A 19,461-nucleotide genomic window follows, 5' to 3' on the forward strand; every position below is an offset into this window, starting at 1 on the left:
ATTTTATTATGCGTATCCAAATGACTAACAATCATATTCATCACCATCCTGACTAGTCTTTCGGGAGGATACGCCTCACCCTGGAAGACAACATACTCTTCCAGTGGTCACAAGGAATAATCAAATTCAGACCCTCGGAAGATACAAGCTTCCGAGGGTTTTTTAATACCAGATTTTGAATTAAGTGAATTAGGACAGGGAAATGACTATGCAAACACAACGATTACGCATTGCGATTCAGAAAAAAGGCCGTCTAAGTAAAGAGTGTCAAACACTGCTTAAACGCTGTGGTGTGAAATTTAACATGGTAGGCGAACGTCTTGTTGTTCACGCTGAAAACATGCCTATCGACTTGCTACTTGTTCGTGATGATGACATTCCTGGTCTTATCATGGATGGTGTGGTTGATTTAGGTGTAATTGGCGAAAATGAACTTGAAGAAGTCAGCCTTGAACGTGCGGCTCGCGGTGAACCATCAGATTACAAAAAACTGCGTCGTCTAGATTTCGGTGGTTGCCGCCTTTCTATCGCGATTGATAAAGATGCCGAATACAATGGTCCTCAAGATCTTAACGGCAAACGTATTGCGACGACTTATCCGCAATTAGTAAAACGTTATATGGATGAGCTAGGCGTTAAATTTAGCACTTGTATGCTAAACGGCTCTGTTGAAGTTGCTCCACGAGCAGGTCTTGCTGATGCTATCTGTGACTTGGTTTCAACCGGTGCGACACTTGAAGCAAATGGCCTTAAGGAAGCAGAAGTTATCCTGCGTTCAAAAGCGGTACTGATCCAATCAACAGAAACGTTAGATGCTGAAAAGCAAGCATTAATTGAACGCTTACTGACCCGTATGCAAGGCGTGATTCAAGCAAAAGAATCAAAATACATCATGCTACATGCACCAACAGATCGCCTAGATCAAATTAAACTCCTACTACCTGGTGCTGAAGATCCAACGGTACTTCCTCTTGCTGAGGACAAATCTCGTGTTGCTATCCATTTAGTGAGTTCTGAAAACCTATTTTGGGAAACAATGGAACAGCTAAAAGAATTAGGCGCAAGCTCTATTCTAGTATTGCCAATCGAGAAAATGATGGAGTAATCGATGAAGACAGTTGTATGGCAATCCTTAAGTGAAAGTCAGCGAGAAAATCTTCTTGCTCGACCAGCCGTCAATAATGGCGCTAATATTAGCGCTATTGTTTCTGGCATTATTAGTGATGTCCGTGAACGTGGCGATGAAGCTTTACTGGAACTGACAGAAAAATTTGATGGCATTCGTCCAGCATCTATCAAAGTCAGTGGCACAGAAATCGATGATGCATGTGCTCGATTAAGTACAGAGATGAAAGAAGCGCTACAACAAGCTTTTGACAATATCAGTACCTTCCACAAGGCACAGAAGCAACCGACACTCCGTGTAGAAACACAACCAGGTATCATCTGTGAGCAAATGACACGCCCTGTGAATTCAGTCGGTTTGTATATTCCAGGTGGCAGTGCACCACTACCATCAACCGTACTAATGCTAGGTGTGCCCGCTAAAATAGCGGGTTGCCAAAAAGTGGTGCTGTGCTCTCCACCGCCTATTGCTGATGAAATCTTATACGTTGCCAAATTATGTGGCATCGATGATGTTTACAATGTAGGTGGTTCACAAGCGGTTGCAGCGATGGCCTACGGCAGCGAAACCGTCACTAAAGTCGATAAGATTTTTGGCCCAGGCAATGCCTTTGTAACAGAAGCTAAACGCCAAGTAAGTAATGATTTTCGCGGTGCTGCTATTGATATGCCAGCAGGCCCTTCTGAAGTATTAGTGATTGCAGATAGCAATGCAGATCCTGACTTTATCGCAGCAGACCTACTTAGCCAAGCTGAGCATGGTCCTGACTCTCAGGTCATTTTGGTTACGCCCGATCCTGTAATCGCAGATAAAACAGCAGATGCTATTCAACGTCAACTAGCTGAATTATCACGTGCAGATATTGCTAAAGAAGCATTAGGCTCAAGCCTGTTAATTGTGGCAGAAACATTACCGCAGTGTATTGCGATTTCTAACAACTATGGGCCTGAACACTTAATTGTTCAAACCCGTACACCTCGAGATTTAGTGCCATTACTAGACAATGCTGGCTCTATTTTCTTAGGTAATTGGTCACCTGAATCTGTTGGTGATTATGCATCTGGTACTAACCACGTCTTACCAACCTATGGTTACACACGTACTTATTCAAGTTTAGGCTTAGCTGACTTTTCTAAGCGTATGACAGTACAAGAGTTATCTGCGGATGGTCTACTGGGTTTAGCAAAAACAGTAACTACGATTGCCGATGCTGAAGGTCTTGATGCCCACAAACGTGCAGTAACAATCCGCGTTGAAAAATTAACGGCTAAGCGTGAGGGATAAATCATGACGATGGCAAGACTAGCACGTAAAACAGTACGTGAATTAACCCCTTACCAATCAGCCCGTCGATTAGGCGGCAACGGAGACATTTGGTTAAATGCCAATGAATCGCCGTTTGACAACGAGTACAGCATTAGTCTTGCTCGATTAAACCGTTACAGCGAATGTCAGCCACCAGCATTAATCAATGCCTACGCAGACTATGCCAATGTAAAACCTGATCAGGTGCTAACCTCACGTGGTGCCGATGAAGGTATTGAACTTCTGATCCGCGCTTTTTGTGAGCCAAACCAAGACAGTATTTTATATTGTCCTCCGACATATGGCATGTATGCGATCAGCGCTGAAACTTACGATGTAAATGCGAAAGTTGTTCCGCTTACAAGCAAATGGCAATTGGATTTAGAGGCCATTTCACAAAACCTTGATGGCGTGAAAATTGTTTTCGTCTGTAGCCCGAATAACCCAACAGGTAACTTGTTAGCACGTAAAGACATTGAAGCCCTGTTAGATATGACAGCAAACTCAGCCCTAGTGGTAGTTGATGAAGCCTATATCGATTTCTGCTTAGAAGAAAGCGCCAGCGATTTACTGTCAAGCTACCCTAATTTAGTCATTCTTCGTACGCTATCAAAAGCGTTTGCACTAGCGGGTTTACGCTGTGGCTTTACGATTGCTAACAGCGATATTATCGATGTTTTGCTTAAAGTGATTGCCCCCTACCCAGTACCTGTACCTGTCACTGAAATTGCAGTCCAAGCCCTATCAGAAGCAGGTCGAGCACGAACAAAATTCCAAGTGCTTGATATCAGTGCTAACCGCGCTTACTTACAAGCGGGTTTAAGCATGTTAGATGGCGTAACCGTATTTGATGGCTACGGTAATTACCTACTGGTTAAATTCCCTAATGCAGATCAACTCTTTAAAGCATTATGGGATAACGGCATTATTTTACGCCGCTCTCCGATTGAAAACTGTATTCGAATCAGTGTAGGTAGCCGTGATGAGTGTGAAAAAACTCTCGCCTTTATTCGTAGCCAATTAGAACAACAATAAGGACGTTGATTGTGAGCAAGGAAAAGATTTTATTTATTGACCGTGACGGCACCTTAATTGTTGAGCCGCCAGTAGACTTTCAAGTAGACCGTTTAGATAAACTTAAATTTGAACCGAATGTGATTCCTGCCCTACTTGCTTTGCAAAGTGCAGGCTACAAACTAGTTATGGTGACAAACCAAGATGGTTTAGGTACAGATAGCTACCCACAGTCGGATTTCGACGCGCCACATAATATGATGATGGAAATCTTCGAATCACAAGGTGTAGTATTTAGCGATGTGCTGATTTGTCCTCACTTTGATAACGAAGGTTGTAGTTGTCGTAAGCCTAAGCTTGGACTTGTCAAAGAGTATCTCCAGCAAGGTCGTGTAGATTTTGAAACATCAGCAGTCATTGGCGATCGGATTACTGATCTACAACTGGCTGAAAACATGGCGATTCGTGGTATCCAGTACAACCCTGAAACCATGAATTGGATGCAGATCTTAACTGATTTAACCACCCAACCTCGTATTGCTGAAGTTGTAAGAACCACCAAAGAAACTGACATTCGCGTTAAAGTGAATTTAGATCAAACGGGCGGTAATACGATTTCAACTGGCCTTGGCTTTTTTGATCACATGCTAGATCAAATCGCCACGCACGGCGGTTTTCAAATGACCTTAACCGTTGATGGTGATTTACACATCGACGATCACCACAGTGTTGAAGATGCCGCACTTGCGTTAGGCGAAGCGTTGAAAAAAGCCTTAGGTGATAAACGTGGAATTGGTCGCTTTGGCTTTAGCCTACCGATGGATGAGTGTTTAGCACAATGCGCGTTAGATCTATCTGGTCGTCCATATTTGAAATTTGATGCACAATTTAGTCGTGATCAAGTTGGTGATTTATCAACGGAAATGGTGCCACACTTCTTCCGATCTTTAACTGATACGCTCGCTTGTACCCTGCACTTATCATCAACAGGTAATAACGATCACCACATCGTTGAAAGCCTATTTAAAGCTTTCGGCCGCACATTGCGCCAAGCGATTAAAGTAGAAGGTAACGAACTACCAAGCAGTAAAGGAGTGTTGTAATGACAGCAACCAATACTCAACAGCGCGTAGTCATTATTGATACTGGTTGTGCCAATGTATCTTCTGTTCGCTTTGCTATTGAACGTCTTGGCTATCAAGTGGAAGTCAGCAAAGATCCAGCAGTTGTACTTGCTGCCGATAAGCTCTTTCTTCCAGGTGTTGGTACCGCCAGTGAAGCAATGCAGAACCTACAACAGCGTGATTTAGTTAGCTTAGTAAAGCAAGTGACTAAACCGTTGTTAGGGATCTGTTTGGGTATGCAGCTACTGGGTAAAGCGTCGCAGGAGCACGGGCAAAATGGCAGTGAAATTATTCCCTGCTTAGATTTGTGTGATGCTTCTGTAGAGAAAATCCAAGCCGAGGGGTTACCGCTGCCACATATGGGTTGGAACACCATTACACCGGAAGATAATCACCCGCTATTTAATGGCATCCCTGCGGGAAGCTATTTTTATTTCGTGCATAGTTACGCCATGCCTGTATTTGATCATACCGCGCAGCAAGGTGGTAAAACCATCGCCAGCGCGCAATATGGTCAAAGCTTTACCGCAGCAGTGCAAAATGGCAATTACTACGGGGTGCAATTTCACCCAGAGCGTTCAAGTAAAGCTGGCGCGATACTCATTCAAAACTTCCTCGAACTATAACGATAACAAAAGGACTTGTTATGATTATTCCTGCATTAGATCTGATTGAAGGCCAAGTCGTTCGTCTATTCCAAGGCGACTATGGTCAAGTAACAGAATACAAAGTCGATCCCGCAGAGCAATTTAATCTTTACCACCAAGCTGGCGCTAACTGGCTCCACTTGGTTGATTTAACGGGCGCAAAAGATACACAAGCCCGTCAGTTATCCCTTATTGAAAAACTACTCAAAAGCACACCAGCCAATGTACAAATTGGTGGTGGCGTACGCACAGAACAAGACGTCGCAGATCTGCTTAACGCAGGTGCTAAACGCGTAGTGATCGGTTCAACGGCAGTTAAACAACCAGAGATGGTTAAAGGCTGGATGGAAAAATACGGTGCTGAACACATTGTATTAGCACTAGATATCAATATTGATGACAACGGTAACCGCATTGTCGCTGTATCTGGTTGGCAAGAAGATTCAGGCGTTACTATTGAGGCGCTATTAGAAGATTTCTTAAAAGTGGGTTTAAAACACGTGCTGTGTACTGACATTTCTCGCGATGGCACATTGGCTGGTTCAAATGTCGAACTGTATGTCGATCTTTGTCGCCAATACCCACAAGTACAATTTCAATCATCTGGCGGCATTGGCTCGCTTGATGATATTGCAGCATTAAAAGGCTCAGGTGTGGCTGGCGTTATTGTAGGTCGCGCCCTACTTGATGGTAAGTTTACTGCCGAGCAAGCCTTTACATGCTGGAACAATTAAGGAGACCACAATGTTAGCTAAACGTATTATTCCTTGTTTAGACGTACGTGATGGTCAGGTTGTAAAAGGTGTCCAATTTCGTAACCACGAAATCATTGGCGACATTGTACCACTGGCAAAACGTTACGCTGAAGAAGGCGCAGATGAACTGGTTTTCTACGATATTACCGCATCAAGTGACGGTCGTGTTGTTGATAAAAGCTGGGTATCTCGCGTTGCAGAAGTGATTGATATTCCGTTCTGTGTCGCAGGTGGTATTAAATCTGCTGACGATGCGAGCCGTATTCTTCAATTTGGTGCAGATAAAGTCTCTATCAATTCACCAGCTCTAGCAGATCCAACATTAATCACCACATTGGCGGATAAGTTCGGTGTGCAATGTATCGTTGTCGGTATTGATTCCTATTTTGATGCTGAAACAGGTCAATATCAGGTATACCAATTTACTGGTGATGAAAAGCGTACCAAAGCAACCCAATGGCAAACACGTGATTGGGTTGAAGAAGTTCAACGTCGTGGCGCGGGTGAAATCGTACTGAACATGATGAACCAAGATGGCGTACGTAATGGTTACGACTTAGAGCAACTCAACATGGTACGCAATGTATGTGACGTACCTTTAATTGCTTCTGGTGGTGCGGGTGAAATGCAGCACTTTAGCGATGCCTTTAAGCTTGCGAATGTAGACGGCGCCTTAGCTGCCTCTGTTTTCCATAAACAAATCATCAACATCGGTGAGTTAAAGCAATTTCTGAAAACGCAAAATGTGGAGATCCGACTATGAGTTTATTAACCAAAATCAATTGGGAAAAAGTAGCCGGACTGATCCCTGCTATTGTTCAAGATAATGCCAGTGGTCAAGTGCTAATGCTTGGCTACATGAACGAAGATGCGCTTCAAAAGACACTTGATACTAAACAAGTCACTTTCTGGTCTCGCACCAAAGAGCGCCTGTGGACGAAAGGTGAAACATCAGGCAATGTACTGCAACTTAAAAGTATTCAGCTTGATTGTGACAAAGACACCTTATTAGTACAAGTCGATCCAATTGGTCCAACGTGCCACTTAAACACGACCACCTGTTTTGATTCTGATGAAAGTGATGCTCAGCCACCGTCACTGGTTTTCCTTCATCAACTTGAGCAGCTCTTGGCTAGTCGTAAAGGTGCAGATCCTGAGTCGTCCTACACAGCCAGCCTCTACGCCCGTGGCACCAAGCGTATATCGCAAAAAGTGGGCGAAGAAGGCGTTGAAGTCGCGCTTGCGGCAACGTCGGGTGACAAAGCGGAATTAGTATGTGAATCAGCGGATTTGATCTATCACCTGCTTGTACTGCTTCAAGATCAAGGTTTATCACTGTCTGATGTGACGAATAAACTGCAAGAGCGTCATAATAAGAAATAATTCAATTGTCAGTTACGATGAAAAAGCCAGCTAAATAAGCTGGCTTTTTGTTTCGCAATAATTACGTATTACTGGATAAAATAAAGAGGACTATCCCTATTATCATTAAATGATTAACGACCTAATGCCTCTTTATAATGTAATCGACATACCGATACGTAACGAGCATTGCCACCAATTTCAACTTGTTCACCATCAGCAATAGCACGACCGGTTTCATCTTGACGGATCACCATGTTAGCCTTGCGACCACAGTGACAAATTGTTTTTAGTTCAACTAACTTATCCGCCCACGATAATAAGTAACGACTACCTTCAAAAAGTTCACCTAAGAAGTCTGTACGTAAACCGTAACATAAAACTGGAATATCGAGTTTATCGACCACTTCCGTTAATTGATAAACCTGCGCTTTAGATAAGAACTGGCATTCATCAATTAATACGCAATCAATTTTACCTTTATCCGATAACGCTTTTAATCGTTCGAATAAATCATCTTCTGCATTAAATAGCTCAGCCTCTTCTTCTAAACCAATGCGAGAGCTGACTTTACCCACACCAAAACGATCATCAATCGCAGCAGTAAAAATAACGGGGGTCATTCCTCTTTCGCGATAATTAAATGAGGATTGCAATAATGTGGTCGATTTCCCTGCATTCATAGCAGAGTAATAGAAATACATTTGGGCCATGAGGATTCCCTAGTAATACGATTGGTTTAAAAAAACTGCGCCGATGCTACAGAAATTCACTCACAATGAAAAGTGATAGACTTAACAAGTACAAATTAGTTACAAAAAAGCCCATACTCTTTTTTATGAAAAGTGTATGGGCTTAAAAGAGCAGAGATAAAATCAGCTTTTTACTGTTGGGACATAAGTACGTCGTGATAACCAAGCAAACAACACACAAACCATAATAAAAGTAATTATAGCCGCGATGAAGGCTACGGGTAATGAATCAGTAATACCTAGCACAAGGAAGCCAATAGTAGAAACAAAGGCGACAGAAACTGCGTAAGGAAGTTGCGTTGCGACATGATCAATATGATGGCAACGAGCACCCGTTGAAGACAATATTGTAGTATCTGAAATCGGTGAACAGTGATCACCAAATACAGAACCTGCTAATACCCCCGCTAGCATTGGTAGCATCAAGGTAATATCGGTTGCCCCAGCTAAATCACCAGCAATAGGTAACATAATGCCAAACGTGCCCCATGAGGTACCTGTAGAAAATGCCATCACGCCTGATAATAAAAATAAGATCATCGGTAATAACATAGGGTTAATATTCCCTTGTACGAGGGTTGATAAATATTGCCCCGTTTTCATATCACCAATAACGCTACCAATACTCCAAGCAAATAATAAAATTAAAATCGCACCAAACATGGATTTAGCACCAATCCATAATGTGCGAATAACTTCATTAAATGCAATACGCTGTCGAATAACAGGAATAATCGCGGCAATTAAGCCAAATAAACCACCAAGACAAAGTGACTTACCGACATCAGTATTTTCAAACGCACCTAGCAGAGCAAAAGATTTACCGTCTGCTGCTAATGCTTGATAGCCTGTAAAAATCATAAAAAAGAACGTGGCAAATATTAAAATAATAATCGGCCAAATTAAATCACCAACTTTACCTTTCGTACTTTCAACAATTTCTAATTCGTCAGTTAAATCTTTTGCTTGTTCATCAACATCACTGCCTTCATCAAATCCACGACAATGCATTGCTGCCATCTCATGTTTTTTCATTGGTCCAATATCCCATTGGAACCAAGACACAACAAAAACCATAGCTAAAGCAAAAATAGCATAGAAGTTCATTGGCGCTAACGTTAAAAAGGCACTTAAAGGTGTATATTCTGTTACCCCATGAGTAACTAAAATACCGCCAATTAATGTAATTATATACGCCCCCCAACTCGATGCAGGCATTAGAACGCACATTGGAGCGGCTGTTGAATCCAATATATAAGCCAATTTAGAACGAGATACATAATAGCGATCCGTTACAGGACGAGCGATAGAACCCACCGCTAAACTATTAAAGTAATCATCAACAAAAATAAACACGCCTAAAAAGGCAGCAAGCAGTTTCGCGCCCCTTTTCGTTTTAATTTTTGTTTGTGCCCATGCAGCAAATGCACGAGTACCACCAGACAATGTTAACAATGCTGTCGTCATGCCTAATATAATGAGGAATAAAACAATACTCATATTCCAGGTGTTAATGCCACCATCAGATATGAATAAGTTTTGTATTGTGTCTCCTAAATAAGAAGCTGAATGATTAAATGAAAAATCATTTAAATAAAGTGCTCCTAATACGATACCCGCACCAAGAGAAACTAACACACGCCGAGAAAGTATCGCTAACCCTAACGCAACAATAGGAGGAATAATGGATACTAATGAATGGGAGTAATCTACTAAATTCATGATCTCAAAGACAACCGAATTAGGTTGGAGATCTACTGGATAACATGGTGGTTAACCATATTTGAAGAACATCTTAGCTCTTCTCTTTCACAGTAGCGCTCCATAGTGAATATGATTATATACTATGGCAGTGTTGCACTTATTCAATACAACCCCAGAAAAAGGATTTGACGTCACTCTTACTTCGGCATTAGCTCCTTTCATTAACCGTCATTGGTTTCACCCTCTTGTTAATTACTATTAGATAACGCGCCTCTACCTTACATCAAGGTTGCGATTATTCTACGTAATGTTTCATTATTTGCAACAACATCACGTGAAACATTTAACAACACATCAAATGGCATTGTTTTATAAATAAATCTTATCTAAGTATAGCTTCACCCATTAAATAGTATGAACCTACGAGCAGATATGTTTCATTTTGTAACTATGTAAACATCTATTAAGCATAAATCCGATATTCGTTTTTTTATAAAGATACGAATATCGCTATTATTAACAATTAACAATAAAGAACGTTTAAAGTGTTTTGACATAAAGAATAAAAGCATTACTATTGTAATAAATGATTCGACACTGCTATTATTATTTACAGTTAGTTAAAAATAACAGGAAATATAAAAATGTCTGATGCAATGAAAGCACTTTTAAACCTTCGTAGTCTTCGTGCGCTTTCTCGTGAATATACTTTAGAGCAACTTGAAGAAGCTTTAGAGAAATTAACTACCGTTGTTCAAGAACGTGCTGAAGCTGAAGAAGAAGAACAAGCAAAAGAAAATGAGCGTAATGAAAAATTAGCTCAATATCGTGAAATGCTATTAGCTGATGGTATCGACCCTGAAGAATTGTTAGCAAGCCTTTCAAAAGCACCAAAAGCAAAACGTGCTGCACGTCCAGCTAAATATAAATTCATCGATGAAAACGGTGAAGAAAAAACGTGGACAGGCCAAGGCCGTACACCAAGCGCGCTTAAGCAAGCACTTGAAAATGGTAAATCTTTAGAAGAATTTGAAATCTAATTTCCTGCCATATATTTAAAAAGCTCAACTTAGTTGGGCTTTTTTTATACTTCCATAAACCCAAAATTATAGACACCTATCTAAAAAATATGTTTTAACATTGCTTAAAGGTATATCTAAGTAAACCTTTATTAGTTTTGAAATATATAAAGCACATATCAAAATAAAAAGTCAGGCAGTAGAGCCTGACTTTCAATACAGATAACCTATTATTATGGCTATAACTATTAAATACGATCAGCAAGATGGCTGACAGCTAAAGCAAAATAATGAGAACGGTTCCATTTCATTAATGTTTGATAATTACCGTACACAAGGTAAGTGCGTCCATGTTCATCATCAGGTTGAATTAACCACGCATCAATGTCTTCTTTTGGTAAATTCCCACCACTCATTGTGCGAACACCCAATGTTTGCCATTGCGCCAGTGTTTTTGTCTTTTCTACACCCGTACCTTTTAAATCAGCCGATAATGATGATGGGACCTTAACTTGACGTCCCCAAGTATATTTATCATTCCAACCTGATTTTTTTAGATAATTCGCTGCAGATGCAAAAACATCCGCTTTTGTATTCCAAATATCTGCTTTGCCGTCATTATTACCATCAACCGCAAAGGTTAAATAAGATGTTGGCATAAATTGGCATTGACCCATCGCCCCTGCCCATGATCCTTTCATCTCATCAATTGTAATATGACCTTCTTGAAGAATTTGTAATGCTGCCATTACTTGTTTACGGAATAAGGCTTCACGACGGCCTTCATAAGCCAACGTGGTTAATGCTTCGACAACATGGTAATTACCTTGTAATTTACCAAAATTACTTTCAACTCCCCACAACGCGACAATAAAACGTGGCTGTACGCCGTATTCTTTACCTATACGATCTAACGTTGTTTTATTCTCTTGATATAAACGACGTGCTTGTTTGACTTTCCAATCAGGTACAGCGCGTGGAATATATTGATCTAATGTTAACTTTTTCTCAGGTTGGTTTTTATCCGCCTTTACTGCACGATGAGTAAATGTAATGTCTTTAAAAGCAGAATCGAGAATAGGCTCAGAAATACCATTACTACGCGCCTCTGCTTTTAGCTTATTTATATATGCGTTAAACCCTTCATCAGCAGCAAAAGCTGTTGAGGAAATCCCTAATCCTAAGGCCACAACGGCCGATATAAAACGCTTATGCATAATAACCTTAATTAACTCTGCCGGCTTTCTCGGCTTTATATTGATCCAATAAATTTGTTACTGGCGGTGGAACCTGAAGATAGAAGCCAACGGTCTTTAATGCTTCTTTTACTTTTTCAACATCGGCCAAGGCTAACTTTCTACCTTCTAACTTTATCACCATAACAAATTGCGGTTTACCAAAAGTATTCATTAATACTTCAGGCACATCGGAGAAATCATCTTTCTTATTTACATATAAATATGTGTTATCTTTTTTTAAGCTTTTATAGATTGCACACAACATTTCAATTCACCTATTTGTTAAAGCTTATTCTTTCAGACAGCTATTTTAACGTATCATTCCCCGCTGGTTTATTTTTCACCATACAGGATGAGACTTTTGTCTGAATTTCCAATGTCAAAGCAAGGATAACTTGCCCCTAACTGCTAGGGAATATACCATGCTAGTACCTTTGTGATAATCAACAAGAATGGTTAATTTAAGTATTACCCATAATAATGCCATGACCAAGACAACTGAACTTAAAGGGAGCTCATTTACGCTCTCTGCACTTCATTTAATTGATGGTGATATCAAAAAAGCGACCGATCACCTTAAAGAAAAAATTGAACTCGCACCTAATTTCTTTGCATCAGCTCCCGTTGTTATCGATATCTCTAATGCAGGCAAAGATATTAATTTTGAGCAATTAAAAGTAGCAATTGTCGACGCGGGCATGATCCCTGTAGGTATCAGCGGTTGTAAAGAACAAGCGTTACAAAATCAAGCAAAATCTGCTGGATTTGCTATTATGAATGCCGCACGCACGGTGAAAGAAAAAACAACAGCAGAATCTACTGAAGCAGAGCCATCTTCTCAGCCAGTTCAAGGCCGAGAGTCCGCACTTATCATTCGCACTCCTGTTCGTTCTGGTCAACAGATTTACGCTAAAAATCGTGACCTTATCATTCTCAACCATGTGAGTGCGGGCGCTGAAATTATTGCTGATGGTTGTATTCATATTTACGGTACGTTACGTGGTCGAGCATTAGCTGGAGCGAACGGAGACCTAGAAGCGACAATTTTCTGTCAGAACTTGCAATCTGAACTAATTTCAGTTGCAGGAAACTACTGGCTAAGTGATAACATTCAGGATGAGTTCTGGGGCAACGGTGTTGTAATTTCAATTGCTGATAATACGCTTAGCATCGAGCACCTTGCTTTATAAAAGTTTTAATAAGGAATTTAGTAAATGGCACGAATTATCGTTGTTACTTCAGGTAAAGGCGGCGTTGGTAAAACAACTTCAAGCGCAGCCATTGCATCTGGTCTAGCATTATGCGGTAAAAAAACGGCGGTTATTGATTTTGATATTGGTCTACGTAACCTTGATCTCATTATGGGTTGTGAGCGACGTGTCGTTTATGACTTCGTAAACGTTATCAACGGCGAAGCGAATCTGAACCAAGCATTAATTAAAGATAAGCGTGTTGACAACCTTTTTGTTTTACCTGCATCTCAGACTCGTGATAAAGACGCACTCTCTCGTGAAGGCGTTGAGCGTGTTTTAAATGACTTGGATAAAATGAATTTTGATTTCATTATCTGTGATTCTCCAGCAGGTATTGAAACCGGTGCTTTAATGGCACTTTACTTTGCTGATGAAGCTATTGTAACAACGAATCCTGAAGTCTCTTCTGTTCGCGACTCTGATCGTATTTTAGGTATTCTAGATTCTAAATCTCGTCGAGCAGAACAAGGTAAAGACGCAGTTAAACAACACCTTCTTCTTACACGTTATAACCCAACACGTGTAACTCAAGGTGAGATGCTAAGTGTTCAAGATGTTGAAGAAATTTTACACATCCCTCTTTTAGGTGTTATTCCTGAAAGCCAAGCAGTACTAAATGCATCGAACAAAGGTGAACCCGTTATTTTCGATAAAGAATCTGACGCAGGTATTGCTTATGAAGATACTGTTGCTCGTTTATTGGGTGAGGATCGCCCATTTAAATTCTTAGAGGAAGAGAAGAAAGGCTTCCTAAAACGTTTATTTGGAGGCTAATGTAATATGGCACTGCTTGAGTTTTTCCGCCCGAAAAAGACAACCACAGCGAATGTAGCAAAGGAAAGGTTACAGATTATCGTCGCTGAACGTCGTAGTGCTGGACAACCGGCTCCAGCCTACTTGCCTCAATTAAAGCAAGACATTTTAGATGTGATCAGTAAGTACGTTCAAATCGACCCGAATCAAGTGTCTGTAAACCTTGATCATAAAGAGGAAGATTTATCAGTACTCGAACTTAACGTAACGTTACCAGACGAAGAACGTTAATAAAGAAAAACCCGCAACAGCGGGTTTTTTCTTTTCTAATGCATCGTAATAAATCAATTAGGCTTTTTCGTCTAATAGCGCTAATACACGTTGCTCAAATAAATCACGACGCCAGTTTTTCAACATCTCAGGACGTTTTTCATCTTGACGCTGATATTTCCATGCCCAAGATAACACTTGGTGGATCTGCTTTTTAGAAGCTAAAAACTCAGGCGCTAAGCCGGTCTCTTTTTCAACATCTGTTACAACATCTTTGATGTATTTTACCATCTGCTTATAATGTGGAAAATCAACCAAACGCTCTATTTTCGCGGGATAATCTTGCGCTGCAATACGATCGCAATCGTGCACCATTTTCAATAAACGGTTACCGTGACGTTGGATCTCCATTGGCTCAAAATCTTCTTTCTCAAGCCCAGCTCGTGATTTGATATTAAAACGCGCTAATTTCCATAAATGTAATTCTTTGACAATGAAATTTAATGCAATATCGCGTTTCTGCGCTTCACGTACTCGCCACGCTGCAACTTTTTGCAAAACTGAGAGTTGTTGTGGAGTTAACTGCCATGCGTTTTTAATATCAAGATACGCTTTTTCAGGATCAACGGGCTTAATACGACGTTGCATGACAGATTCGCATTCTTGTTGTAATGCTTCCATGTAACCTCGTTCCTCTACCTTAGCTAATAAGGTTTCAAACAACGGCTTTAGGTAATAAACATCTGCAGCAGCATAATCAAGTTGCTTTGCCGTTAAAGGACGGGCAAGCCAATTCGTTCGAGCTTCACCTTTATCAAGTTCAACACCAACGTATTCTTTCACTAATGCGCCAAAGCCCGTTGAAATGCCATGCCCAAGGAAGGCTGCCATTAACTGAGTATCAAACATTGGTGTTGGTAAGCAACCTGCATGATGCTGGAATACTTCTAAATCTTCACCACAGGCGTGAAGCACTTTAATCACCGATTGATCACGTAACAGTGCCCACAATGGCTCCATGTCTTCCATTTCTAATGGATCAATTAATGATAACTGTTCACCATCAAATAATTGGATTAAACCTAATCGAGGATAAAGTGTACGGGTACGAACAAACTCCGTATCCAGCATGACAGCAGAGTGCGCTCTAGCGGATTCACAACGCAGTTCTAATTGTTCTGTTGTTGTAATTATATCGAAGTTCACATAATACCTTTTAGGAAAAGAGCGGTTACCACGCTCATAAAATAGAGTTAATAAAATGCCGGCTAGTCGCCGGCATTTATAATATCGTGCTGTACTGTTCAAGCAACCTTATCATCACTCAATGACAAGGTTTTTTACTTAACAGTGATTAACAACGCTTATTGTTGTGCTTTTTTATCAGACTCTTCACGCAATACACGGCGTAAAATCTTACCTACATTAGTTTTTGGTAAGTCGTCCATAAATTCAACAATTTTAGGTATCTTATAGCCTGTTAAATGTTGACGACAATGTGCTATCAACTCATCTTTTGTTAGGCTCTGATCGCGTTTCACCACACATATCTTAACCACTTCACCAGACACTTCATGAGCCTGACCGATGGCAGCAACTTCGAGCACTTTGTCGTGCAATGCAACGACATCTTCAATCTCATTTGGGTAAACGTTGAAACCTGACACCAAGATCATATCTTTCTTACGATCAACAATGTGCAAAAAGCCTTCGTCATCAAATTTAACGATATCACCCGTCGATAGCCAACCATCTTCTGTTAACACTTCTTTAGTGGCTTCAGGACGCTGCCAGTAACCTTTCATGACTTGAGGACCACGAACTTGTAATTCACCAACTTCGTCGATACCCACAATATTACCTTCATCATCAACCATACGCACTTCAGTTGAAGGTACAGGCAGACCAATTGAACCGTTATATTGGGTCAAATCATAAGGGTATGCTGCAACCAGTGGTGAACACTCTGTCAAACCGTACCCTTCTAGTAAGTAGTTACCGGTAATTTTCTGCCACTTTTCAGCAACAGCGCGTTGAACCGCCATACCACCGCCAACAGACAGGCGTAAATTACTAAAATCGAGTTCTTGGAAATCTTCATTATTGATCAGCGCATTAAATAAGGTGTTTACACCTGTAATTGCGGTAAATTGGTAACGTTGAAGCTCTTTGACAAAAGTGGGAATATCACGTGGATTCGTGATCAGTAAATTCTGACCGCCCATTTCCATTAATAATAAGCAGTTTACTGTCAATGCAAATACATGATAAAGCGGTAAAGCGGTAACAATGAGCTCACGTCCCTCTGTTAGTACAGGACCATATGCACCTTTCGCCTGCATGACATTAGACACCATATTATGATGCGTTAATATCGCGCCCTTAGCGACACCTGTTGTGCCACCTGTATATTGAAGAAAGGCCATGTCATCGCCAGTAATAAACGGCTTAACATATTGCATACGACGGCCTTTACGCAGTGCGATACGCATTGAAGTCGCATGTGGCAAATGGTACTTAGGCACCATCTTTTTAATGTACTTAACAACGAAGTTAACCAAGGTACCTTTTGGACGAGATAATTGATCGCCAAGGCTAGTTAAAATTACATTTTTAACACCTGTATTTTTAACAACGGCTTCAAGGGTATGAGCGAAGTTTGAAACGATAACAATAGCTTTTGCGCCAGAGTCATTTAATTGGTGCTCTAACTCACGTGGGGTGTATAACGGGTTCACGTTAACCACAACACAACCTGCACGTAAAATACCGAATAGCGCGATAGGATATTGCAGTAAGTTTGGCATCATTACAGCAACACGGTCACCTTTTTGTAGCTTCAATTCATTTTGAAGGTAAGCTGCAAAGGCACGGCTACGCTCTTCCAATTTACGGAAGGTCATAACTTGTCCCATGTTGATGAAAGCAGTTTGATCAGCATATTTACGTACTGATTGTTCAAACATATCAACTAATGATGAATATGCATCCGGATTAATTTCTGCCGGTACATCATTCGGATAGCGGCTAAGCCAAACCTTATCCACTCGCATTCTCCTTATTATTAGACTGCTTTAATACCCATAATAGTGATACAGGTAAATACTGTACGTATAAATCAAACAAGCGTTTATATCTCAACACAGTATATTTAACTTATAATTAACATCTTGCCAAATTAGCTGAGTAGAAACTTTGAACCTACTCATTGAAAAGCGAAGATTAATCTCTCTCGAGGGAAAGAAAAGCCCTAATACAATTCGATACTGTATCTGGCTGTTCTAAATGGCAATGATGTCCCCCGACAACCACTACCTGTGAAAACTGTTGAAACTTAAATTTACCCTGTGGGTCATCACGCAGTTGAGGAAATCCATGACTTCCTACAATTGAATAAATGGGTGCTTCTATCGACGACATAATTGCTTGTGCTTGTTGTTGTGTCATTCTATAGAGTGATTCACAACGAAGGCGATGGTCATGTCGCCAGTACCACAACCCATCACGCTGAACCGTTGCCCGCTTAACAACGGGCTCTAAACATGCCATGGGTAAATCATTAACATTGGCACGTAATTGTAATGCTTCAGTGAAAGAGCTCATTGTTCTTGCTTTACGACGTTCACAACTTTTACGGTATTGCTGTCGGCTTTTAATCCCACGCTTTAACCGCTCAACCGTTTGTTCGGCCTCTTCCACTAATGGCGACAAGCCTTCAATTAATACCAACTTGTCTATTAATTGAGGATAAGCAGCACTATAACAACTGGCAATAATCGCACCTAATGAGTGACCAACAAGACACACGCGCGTGGCGGGAAGCTGCGTTATGACTTGGTGTAAATCATCAAGATAATCGAAAAAATGATAATAGTTATCCCCACTTCGGGCTTGCGATAAACCATGTCCTGGCAAATCAATGGCTACAAGATTAAAATCAGCCTCTAACCGTTGCCAAAGTGATGAAAACGTTGCGGCATTATCTTGCCAACCATGAATAAATAATAAGACAGGTTTGTCATTATCTAATGGTGACGATAATGAGAAATTAGACAATCCCGCTAACTCTAATTCAGCAAGCTTAAATGTTATAGCTTCCATAACTTACATTATCACTCTATCAACCACACGTCCTTGAATACCAAACGGTGGCATAAAGTAATCATCGCCCCAAAACCCACAGTTAATGCCAATACAACGATTAAATCGCATTGGTGTTTCCATTTGAATTTGTTGCTGTACCTGCCAAATTTGCTCACCTGAAACATTTACCACAGGAAAAGTATAATAGTACTGTCCAACTTTTCCTTTTTGCATTCCAGTAAATTGACCTACGACTGTCAGTAAACGTCCTTTGGCATACTCCATAGGATCAAGAAAGCCAGGTACATTCGCAATAAATCTACCTTGGGGTTTACTGTGCAATATTGGTCTACCGTCAGAGGTTAACGGCAATGCGACAATTTCAACGCGTGTTTGCTTTGCTTCATTTTTAATTGAAGCAATGATGCCACCTAACCTGACTTCCTGATGTTGCATTACAGTAGGATGCTCGGCGATAACACGTAAATCCGTGATAGGATTTTTCGTATTGGTCTGCAAGCTGGCTGGAACACTGGCGCAGCCTACCATAAAGATTAATATCAGCCCAAGAAATAGCGTGCGAAACATATAAAACCTCGACATAACTGTTCAATATAACAGCAAAAGTAATTATTTATGCGTAGTCTGCTGACACGTTAAATTAACGCGTTAATGATGAGAATAATAAGGAAAGTATTAGTCGGTTTAAACAACCATATTGATACCGATCAGATCGGAAAGTTGTTCTTTTCTATCATGCAGCATGACATCCATATACATAGATAATGCTTTCTGATGTTTACCATCAGGGCGATCATACTGTAATTGACGATATTCTTGACTCGCCCACTCTGCGTGTTGTGTTGTCGATAACGATGATAAAACAGACGTTGATGAAACCGTATCACTTGAAGTGCTCGCTTTCGTACTAGAGGTCTGTGAGGCTGAACTGAATGGTTTTGATGGTAATGATATAACACCATGATTGATAGTAACCATAATCTCCTCTCATCATCCATTTAAAAAGTTAGGATAAAGAAAAAGTAGCAGCACCTG

At 40.6% G+C, this 19,461-nt stretch carries 21 protein-coding genes, 1 riboswitch and 1 other annotated feature; of the genes, 12 read left to right on the forward strand and 9 right to left on the reverse strand.

Annotated elements, in window-relative coordinates:
• Nucleotides 1-31 precede the first annotated feature (31 nt).
• Nucleotides 32-167 (forward strand) — a sequence feature (His leader region).
• A 41-nt stretch (nt 168-208) separates the two neighbouring features.
• From hisG to hisIE, 8 genes are read left to right on the forward strand one after another with little or no spacing between them, the layout of a single operon-like run.
• On the forward strand, nt 209-1,105 hold the full coding sequence (gene hisG, locus BTO08_RS08100) for an ATP phosphoribosyltransferase (protein WP_105060605.1): 897 nt from the start codon (nt 209-211) through the stop codon (nt 1,103-1,105).
• A gap of 3 nt (nt 1,106-1,108) precedes the next feature.
• Nucleotides 1,109-2,410 carry a histidinol dehydrogenase gene (gene hisD, locus BTO08_RS08105; protein WP_105060606.1) on the forward strand — a complete coding sequence of 434 codons (1,302 nt, stop codon included), beginning with the start codon at nt 1,109-1,111 and terminating at the stop codon, nt 2,408-2,410.
• A 9-nt stretch (nt 2,411-2,419) separates the two neighbouring features.
• Entirely contained in the window at nt 2,420-3,466 is a 1,047-nt protein-coding gene (hisC, locus tag BTO08_RS08110; RefSeq protein WP_045127360.1) for a histidinol-phosphate transaminase, read from the forward strand.
• Nucleotides 3,467-3,477: 11 nt separating this feature from the next.
• The gene (gene hisB, locus BTO08_RS08115) at nt 3,478-4,548 is read left to right on the forward strand and encodes a bifunctional histidinol-phosphatase/imidazoleglycerol-phosphate dehydratase HisB (protein WP_431356667.1); all 1,071 of its coding nucleotides are present in this window, start codon (nt 3,478-3,480) and stop codon (nt 4,546-4,548) included.
• Nucleotides 4,548-5,195, forward strand: coding sequence for an imidazole glycerol phosphate synthase subunit HisH (gene hisH / locus BTO08_RS08120; RefSeq protein WP_105060607.1), 648 nt, complete (start codon nt 4,548-4,550; stop codon nt 5,193-5,195). The genes hisB and hisH overlap by 1 nt, the downstream gene beginning before the upstream one ends.
• A 20-nt stretch (nt 5,196-5,215) precedes the next feature.
• Nucleotides 5,216-5,950, forward strand: coding sequence for a 1-(5-phosphoribosyl)-5-[(5-phosphoribosylamino)methylideneamino]imidazole-4-carboxamide isomerase (gene hisA, locus BTO08_RS08125; RefSeq protein WP_005370613.1), 735 nt, complete (start codon nt 5,216-5,218; stop codon nt 5,948-5,950).
• 10 nt (nt 5,951-5,960) lie between these two features.
• Nucleotides 5,961-6,734, forward strand: coding sequence for an imidazole glycerol phosphate synthase subunit HisF (gene hisF / locus BTO08_RS08130; RefSeq protein ID WP_105060608.1), 774 nt, complete (start codon nt 5,961-5,963; stop codon nt 6,732-6,734).
• Nucleotides 6,731-7,354 (forward strand): bifunctional phosphoribosyl-AMP cyclohydrolase/phosphoribosyl-ATP diphosphatase HisIE, encoded by a 624-nt coding sequence (gene hisIE, locus BTO08_RS08135; RefSeq protein ID WP_105060609.1) that lies wholly within the window; start codon nt 6,731-6,733, stop codon nt 7,352-7,354. The genes hisF and hisIE overlap by 4 nt, the downstream gene beginning before the upstream one ends.
• 113 nt (nt 7,355-7,467) lie before the next feature.
• On the opposite strand, the gene BTO08_RS08140 is transcribed toward hisIE, so the two are convergent.
• Together BTO08_RS08140 and BTO08_RS08145 are read right to left on the reverse strand one after the other, a co-directional pair.
• Nucleotides 7,468-8,046 carry a thymidine kinase gene (locus BTO08_RS08140; protein WP_005370610.1) on the reverse strand — a complete coding sequence of 193 codons (579 nt, stop codon included), beginning with the start codon at nt 8,044-8,046 and terminating at the stop codon, nt 7,468-7,470.
• Nucleotides 8,047-8,208: 162 nt separating this feature from the next.
• Entirely contained in the window at nt 8,209-9,807 is a 1,599-nt protein-coding gene (locus tag BTO08_RS08145) for a Na+/H+ antiporter NhaC family protein (protein WP_105060610.1), read from the reverse strand.
• An 85-nt stretch (nt 9,808-9,892) separates the two neighbouring features.
• Nucleotides 9,893-10,073, reverse strand: a riboswitch (Lysine riboswitch).
• A gap of 360 nt (nt 10,074-10,433) precedes the next feature.
• Here BTO08_RS08145 and BTO08_RS08150 point away from each other — a divergent pair.
• Nucleotides 10,434-10,829 carry an H-NS family nucleoid-associated regulatory protein gene (locus tag BTO08_RS08150; protein WP_045183993.1) on the forward strand — a complete coding sequence of 132 codons (396 nt, stop codon included), beginning with the start codon at nt 10,434-10,436 and terminating at the stop codon, nt 10,827-10,829.
• Between the two features lie 227 nt (nt 10,830-11,056).
• Here the strand turns inward: BTO08_RS08150 and BTO08_RS08155 are convergent, their stop codons facing one another.
• The gene (locus BTO08_RS08155; RefSeq protein ID WP_105060611.1) at nt 11,057-12,025 is read right to left on the reverse strand and encodes a lytic murein transglycosylase; all 969 of its coding nucleotides are present in this window, start codon (nt 12,023-12,025) and stop codon (nt 11,057-11,059) included.
• A 7-nt stretch (nt 12,026-12,032) separates the two neighbouring features.
• On the reverse strand, nt 12,033-12,311 hold the full coding sequence (locus tag BTO08_RS08160; protein WP_105060612.1) for a YcgL domain-containing protein: 279 nt from the start codon (nt 12,309-12,311) through the stop codon (nt 12,033-12,035).
• 220 nt (nt 12,312-12,531) lie between these two features.
• On the opposite strand from BTO08_RS08160, the gene minC reads away from it, so the two are divergent.
• Genes minC through minE form a run of 3 tightly spaced genes read left to right on the forward strand, consistent with a single transcriptional unit; the run spans nt 12,532 to nt 14,343 of the window.
• A complete protein-coding gene (minC, locus tag BTO08_RS08165) occupies nt 12,532-13,236 on the forward strand; it encodes a septum site-determining protein MinC (protein ID WP_198038426.1) in 705 nt (234 codons plus the stop codon).
• A 24-nt stretch (nt 13,237-13,260) separates the two neighbouring features.
• Nucleotides 13,261-14,073 carry a septum site-determining protein MinD gene (gene minD / locus BTO08_RS08170; RefSeq protein WP_105060614.1) on the forward strand — a complete coding sequence of 271 codons (813 nt, stop codon included), beginning with the start codon at nt 13,261-13,263 and terminating at the stop codon, nt 14,071-14,073.
• A gap of 6 nt (nt 14,074-14,079) precedes the next feature.
• Nucleotides 14,080-14,343, forward strand: a complete 264-nt coding sequence (gene minE, locus BTO08_RS08175; protein WP_105060615.1) for a cell division topological specificity factor MinE — start codon at nt 14,080-14,082, stop codon at nt 14,341-14,343.
• Nucleotides 14,344-14,400: 57 nt separating this feature from the next.
• Here the strand turns inward: minE and rnd are convergent, their stop codons facing one another.
• The 5 genes from rnd to BTO08_RS08200 form a co-directional block, all read right to left on the reverse strand.
• A complete protein-coding gene (rnd, locus tag BTO08_RS08180; RefSeq protein ID WP_105060616.1) occupies nt 14,401-15,528 on the reverse strand; it encodes a ribonuclease D in 1,128 nt (375 codons plus the stop codon).
• A 158-nt stretch (nt 15,529-15,686) separates the two neighbouring features.
• Nucleotides 15,687-17,369 carry a long-chain-fatty-acid--CoA ligase FadD gene (fadD, locus tag BTO08_RS08185; RefSeq protein WP_105060617.1) on the reverse strand — a complete coding sequence of 561 codons (1,683 nt, stop codon included), beginning with the start codon at nt 17,367-17,369 and terminating at the stop codon, nt 15,687-15,689.
• 175 nt (nt 17,370-17,544) lie between these two features.
• Nucleotides 17,545-18,423 carry an alpha/beta fold hydrolase gene (locus tag BTO08_RS08190; protein ID WP_105060618.1) on the reverse strand — a complete coding sequence of 293 codons (879 nt, stop codon included), beginning with the start codon at nt 18,421-18,423 and terminating at the stop codon, nt 17,545-17,547.
• Between the two features lie 3 nt (nt 18,424-18,426).
• Entirely contained in the window at nt 18,427-18,993 is a 567-nt protein-coding gene (locus BTO08_RS08195; protein ID WP_105060619.1) for a Slp family lipoprotein, read from the reverse strand.
• A 117-nt stretch (nt 18,994-19,110) separates the two neighbouring features.
• The gene (locus tag BTO08_RS08200; RefSeq protein WP_105060620.1) at nt 19,111-19,404 is read right to left on the reverse strand and encodes a hypothetical protein; all 294 of its coding nucleotides are present in this window, start codon (nt 19,402-19,404) and stop codon (nt 19,111-19,113) included.
• Nucleotides 19,405-19,461: the final 57 nt, after the last annotated feature.

It is taken from the genome of Photobacterium angustum, assembly GCF_002954615.1.
In the GTDB taxonomy this organism is placed as follows: domain Bacteria; phylum Pseudomonadota; class Gammaproteobacteria; order Enterobacterales; family Vibrionaceae; genus Photobacterium; species Photobacterium angustum_A.

What these genes read in the sequence shown, in the direction of transcription:
- minD (WP_105060614.1), top strand. Translation starts at nt 13,261, where the DNA reads ATGGCACGAATTATCGTTGTTACTTCAGGTAAAGGCGGCGTTGGTAAA.
- minC (WP_198038426.1), top strand. Translation starts at nt 12,532, where the DNA reads ATGACCAAGACAACTGAACTTAAAGGGAGCTCATTTACGCTCTCTGCA.
- hisC (WP_045127360.1), top strand. Translation starts at nt 2,420, where the DNA reads ATGGCAAGACTAGCACGTAAAACAGTACGTGAATTAACCCCTTACCAA.
- BTO08_RS08160 (WP_105060612.1), bottom strand. Translation starts at nt 12,311, where the DNA reads ATGTTGTGTGCAATCTATAAAAGCTTAAAAAAAGATAACACATATTTA.
- BTO08_RS08200 (WP_105060620.1), bottom strand. Translation starts at nt 19,404, where the DNA reads ATGGTTACTATCAATCATGGTGTTATATCATTACCATCAAAACCATTC.
- hisG (WP_105060605.1), top strand. Translation starts at nt 209, where the DNA reads ATGCAAACACAACGATTACGCATTGCGATTCAGAAAAAAGGCCGTCTA.
- hisH (WP_105060607.1), top strand. Translation starts at nt 4,548, where the DNA reads ATGACAGCAACCAATACTCAACAGCGCGTAGTCATTATTGATACTGGT.
- hisA (WP_005370613.1), top strand. Translation starts at nt 5,216, where the DNA reads ATGATTATTCCTGCATTAGATCTGATTGAAGGCCAAGTCGTTCGTCTA.
- BTO08_RS08150 (WP_045183993.1), top strand. Translation starts at nt 10,434, where the DNA reads ATGTCTGATGCAATGAAAGCACTTTTAAACCTTCGTAGTCTTCGTGCG.
- BTO08_RS08190 (WP_105060618.1), bottom strand. Translation starts at nt 18,423, where the DNA reads ATGGAAGCTATAACATTTAAGCTTGCTGAATTAGAGTTAGCGGGATTG.
- BTO08_RS08195 (WP_105060619.1), bottom strand. Translation starts at nt 18,993, where the DNA reads ATGTTTCGCACGCTATTTCTTGGGCTGATATTAATCTTTATGGTAGGC.
- hisIE (WP_105060609.1), top strand. Translation starts at nt 6,731, where the DNA reads ATGAGTTTATTAACCAAAATCAATTGGGAAAAAGTAGCCGGACTGATC.
- hisD (WP_105060606.1), top strand. Translation starts at nt 1,109, where the DNA reads ATGAAGACAGTTGTATGGCAATCCTTAAGTGAAAGTCAGCGAGAAAAT.
- BTO08_RS08145 (WP_105060610.1), bottom strand. Translation starts at nt 9,807, where the DNA reads ATGAATTTAGTAGATTACTCCCATTCATTAGTATCCATTATTCCTCCT.
- BTO08_RS08155 (WP_105060611.1), bottom strand. Translation starts at nt 12,025, where the DNA reads ATGCATAAGCGTTTTATATCGGCCGTTGTGGCCTTAGGATTAGGGATT.
- hisF (WP_105060608.1), top strand. Translation starts at nt 5,961, where the DNA reads ATGTTAGCTAAACGTATTATTCCTTGTTTAGACGTACGTGATGGTCAG.
- minE (WP_105060615.1), top strand. Translation starts at nt 14,080, where the DNA reads ATGGCACTGCTTGAGTTTTTCCGCCCGAAAAAGACAACCACAGCGAAT.
- BTO08_RS08140 (WP_005370610.1), bottom strand. Translation starts at nt 8,046, where the DNA reads ATGGCCCAAATGTATTTCTATTACTCTGCTATGAATGCAGGGAAATCG.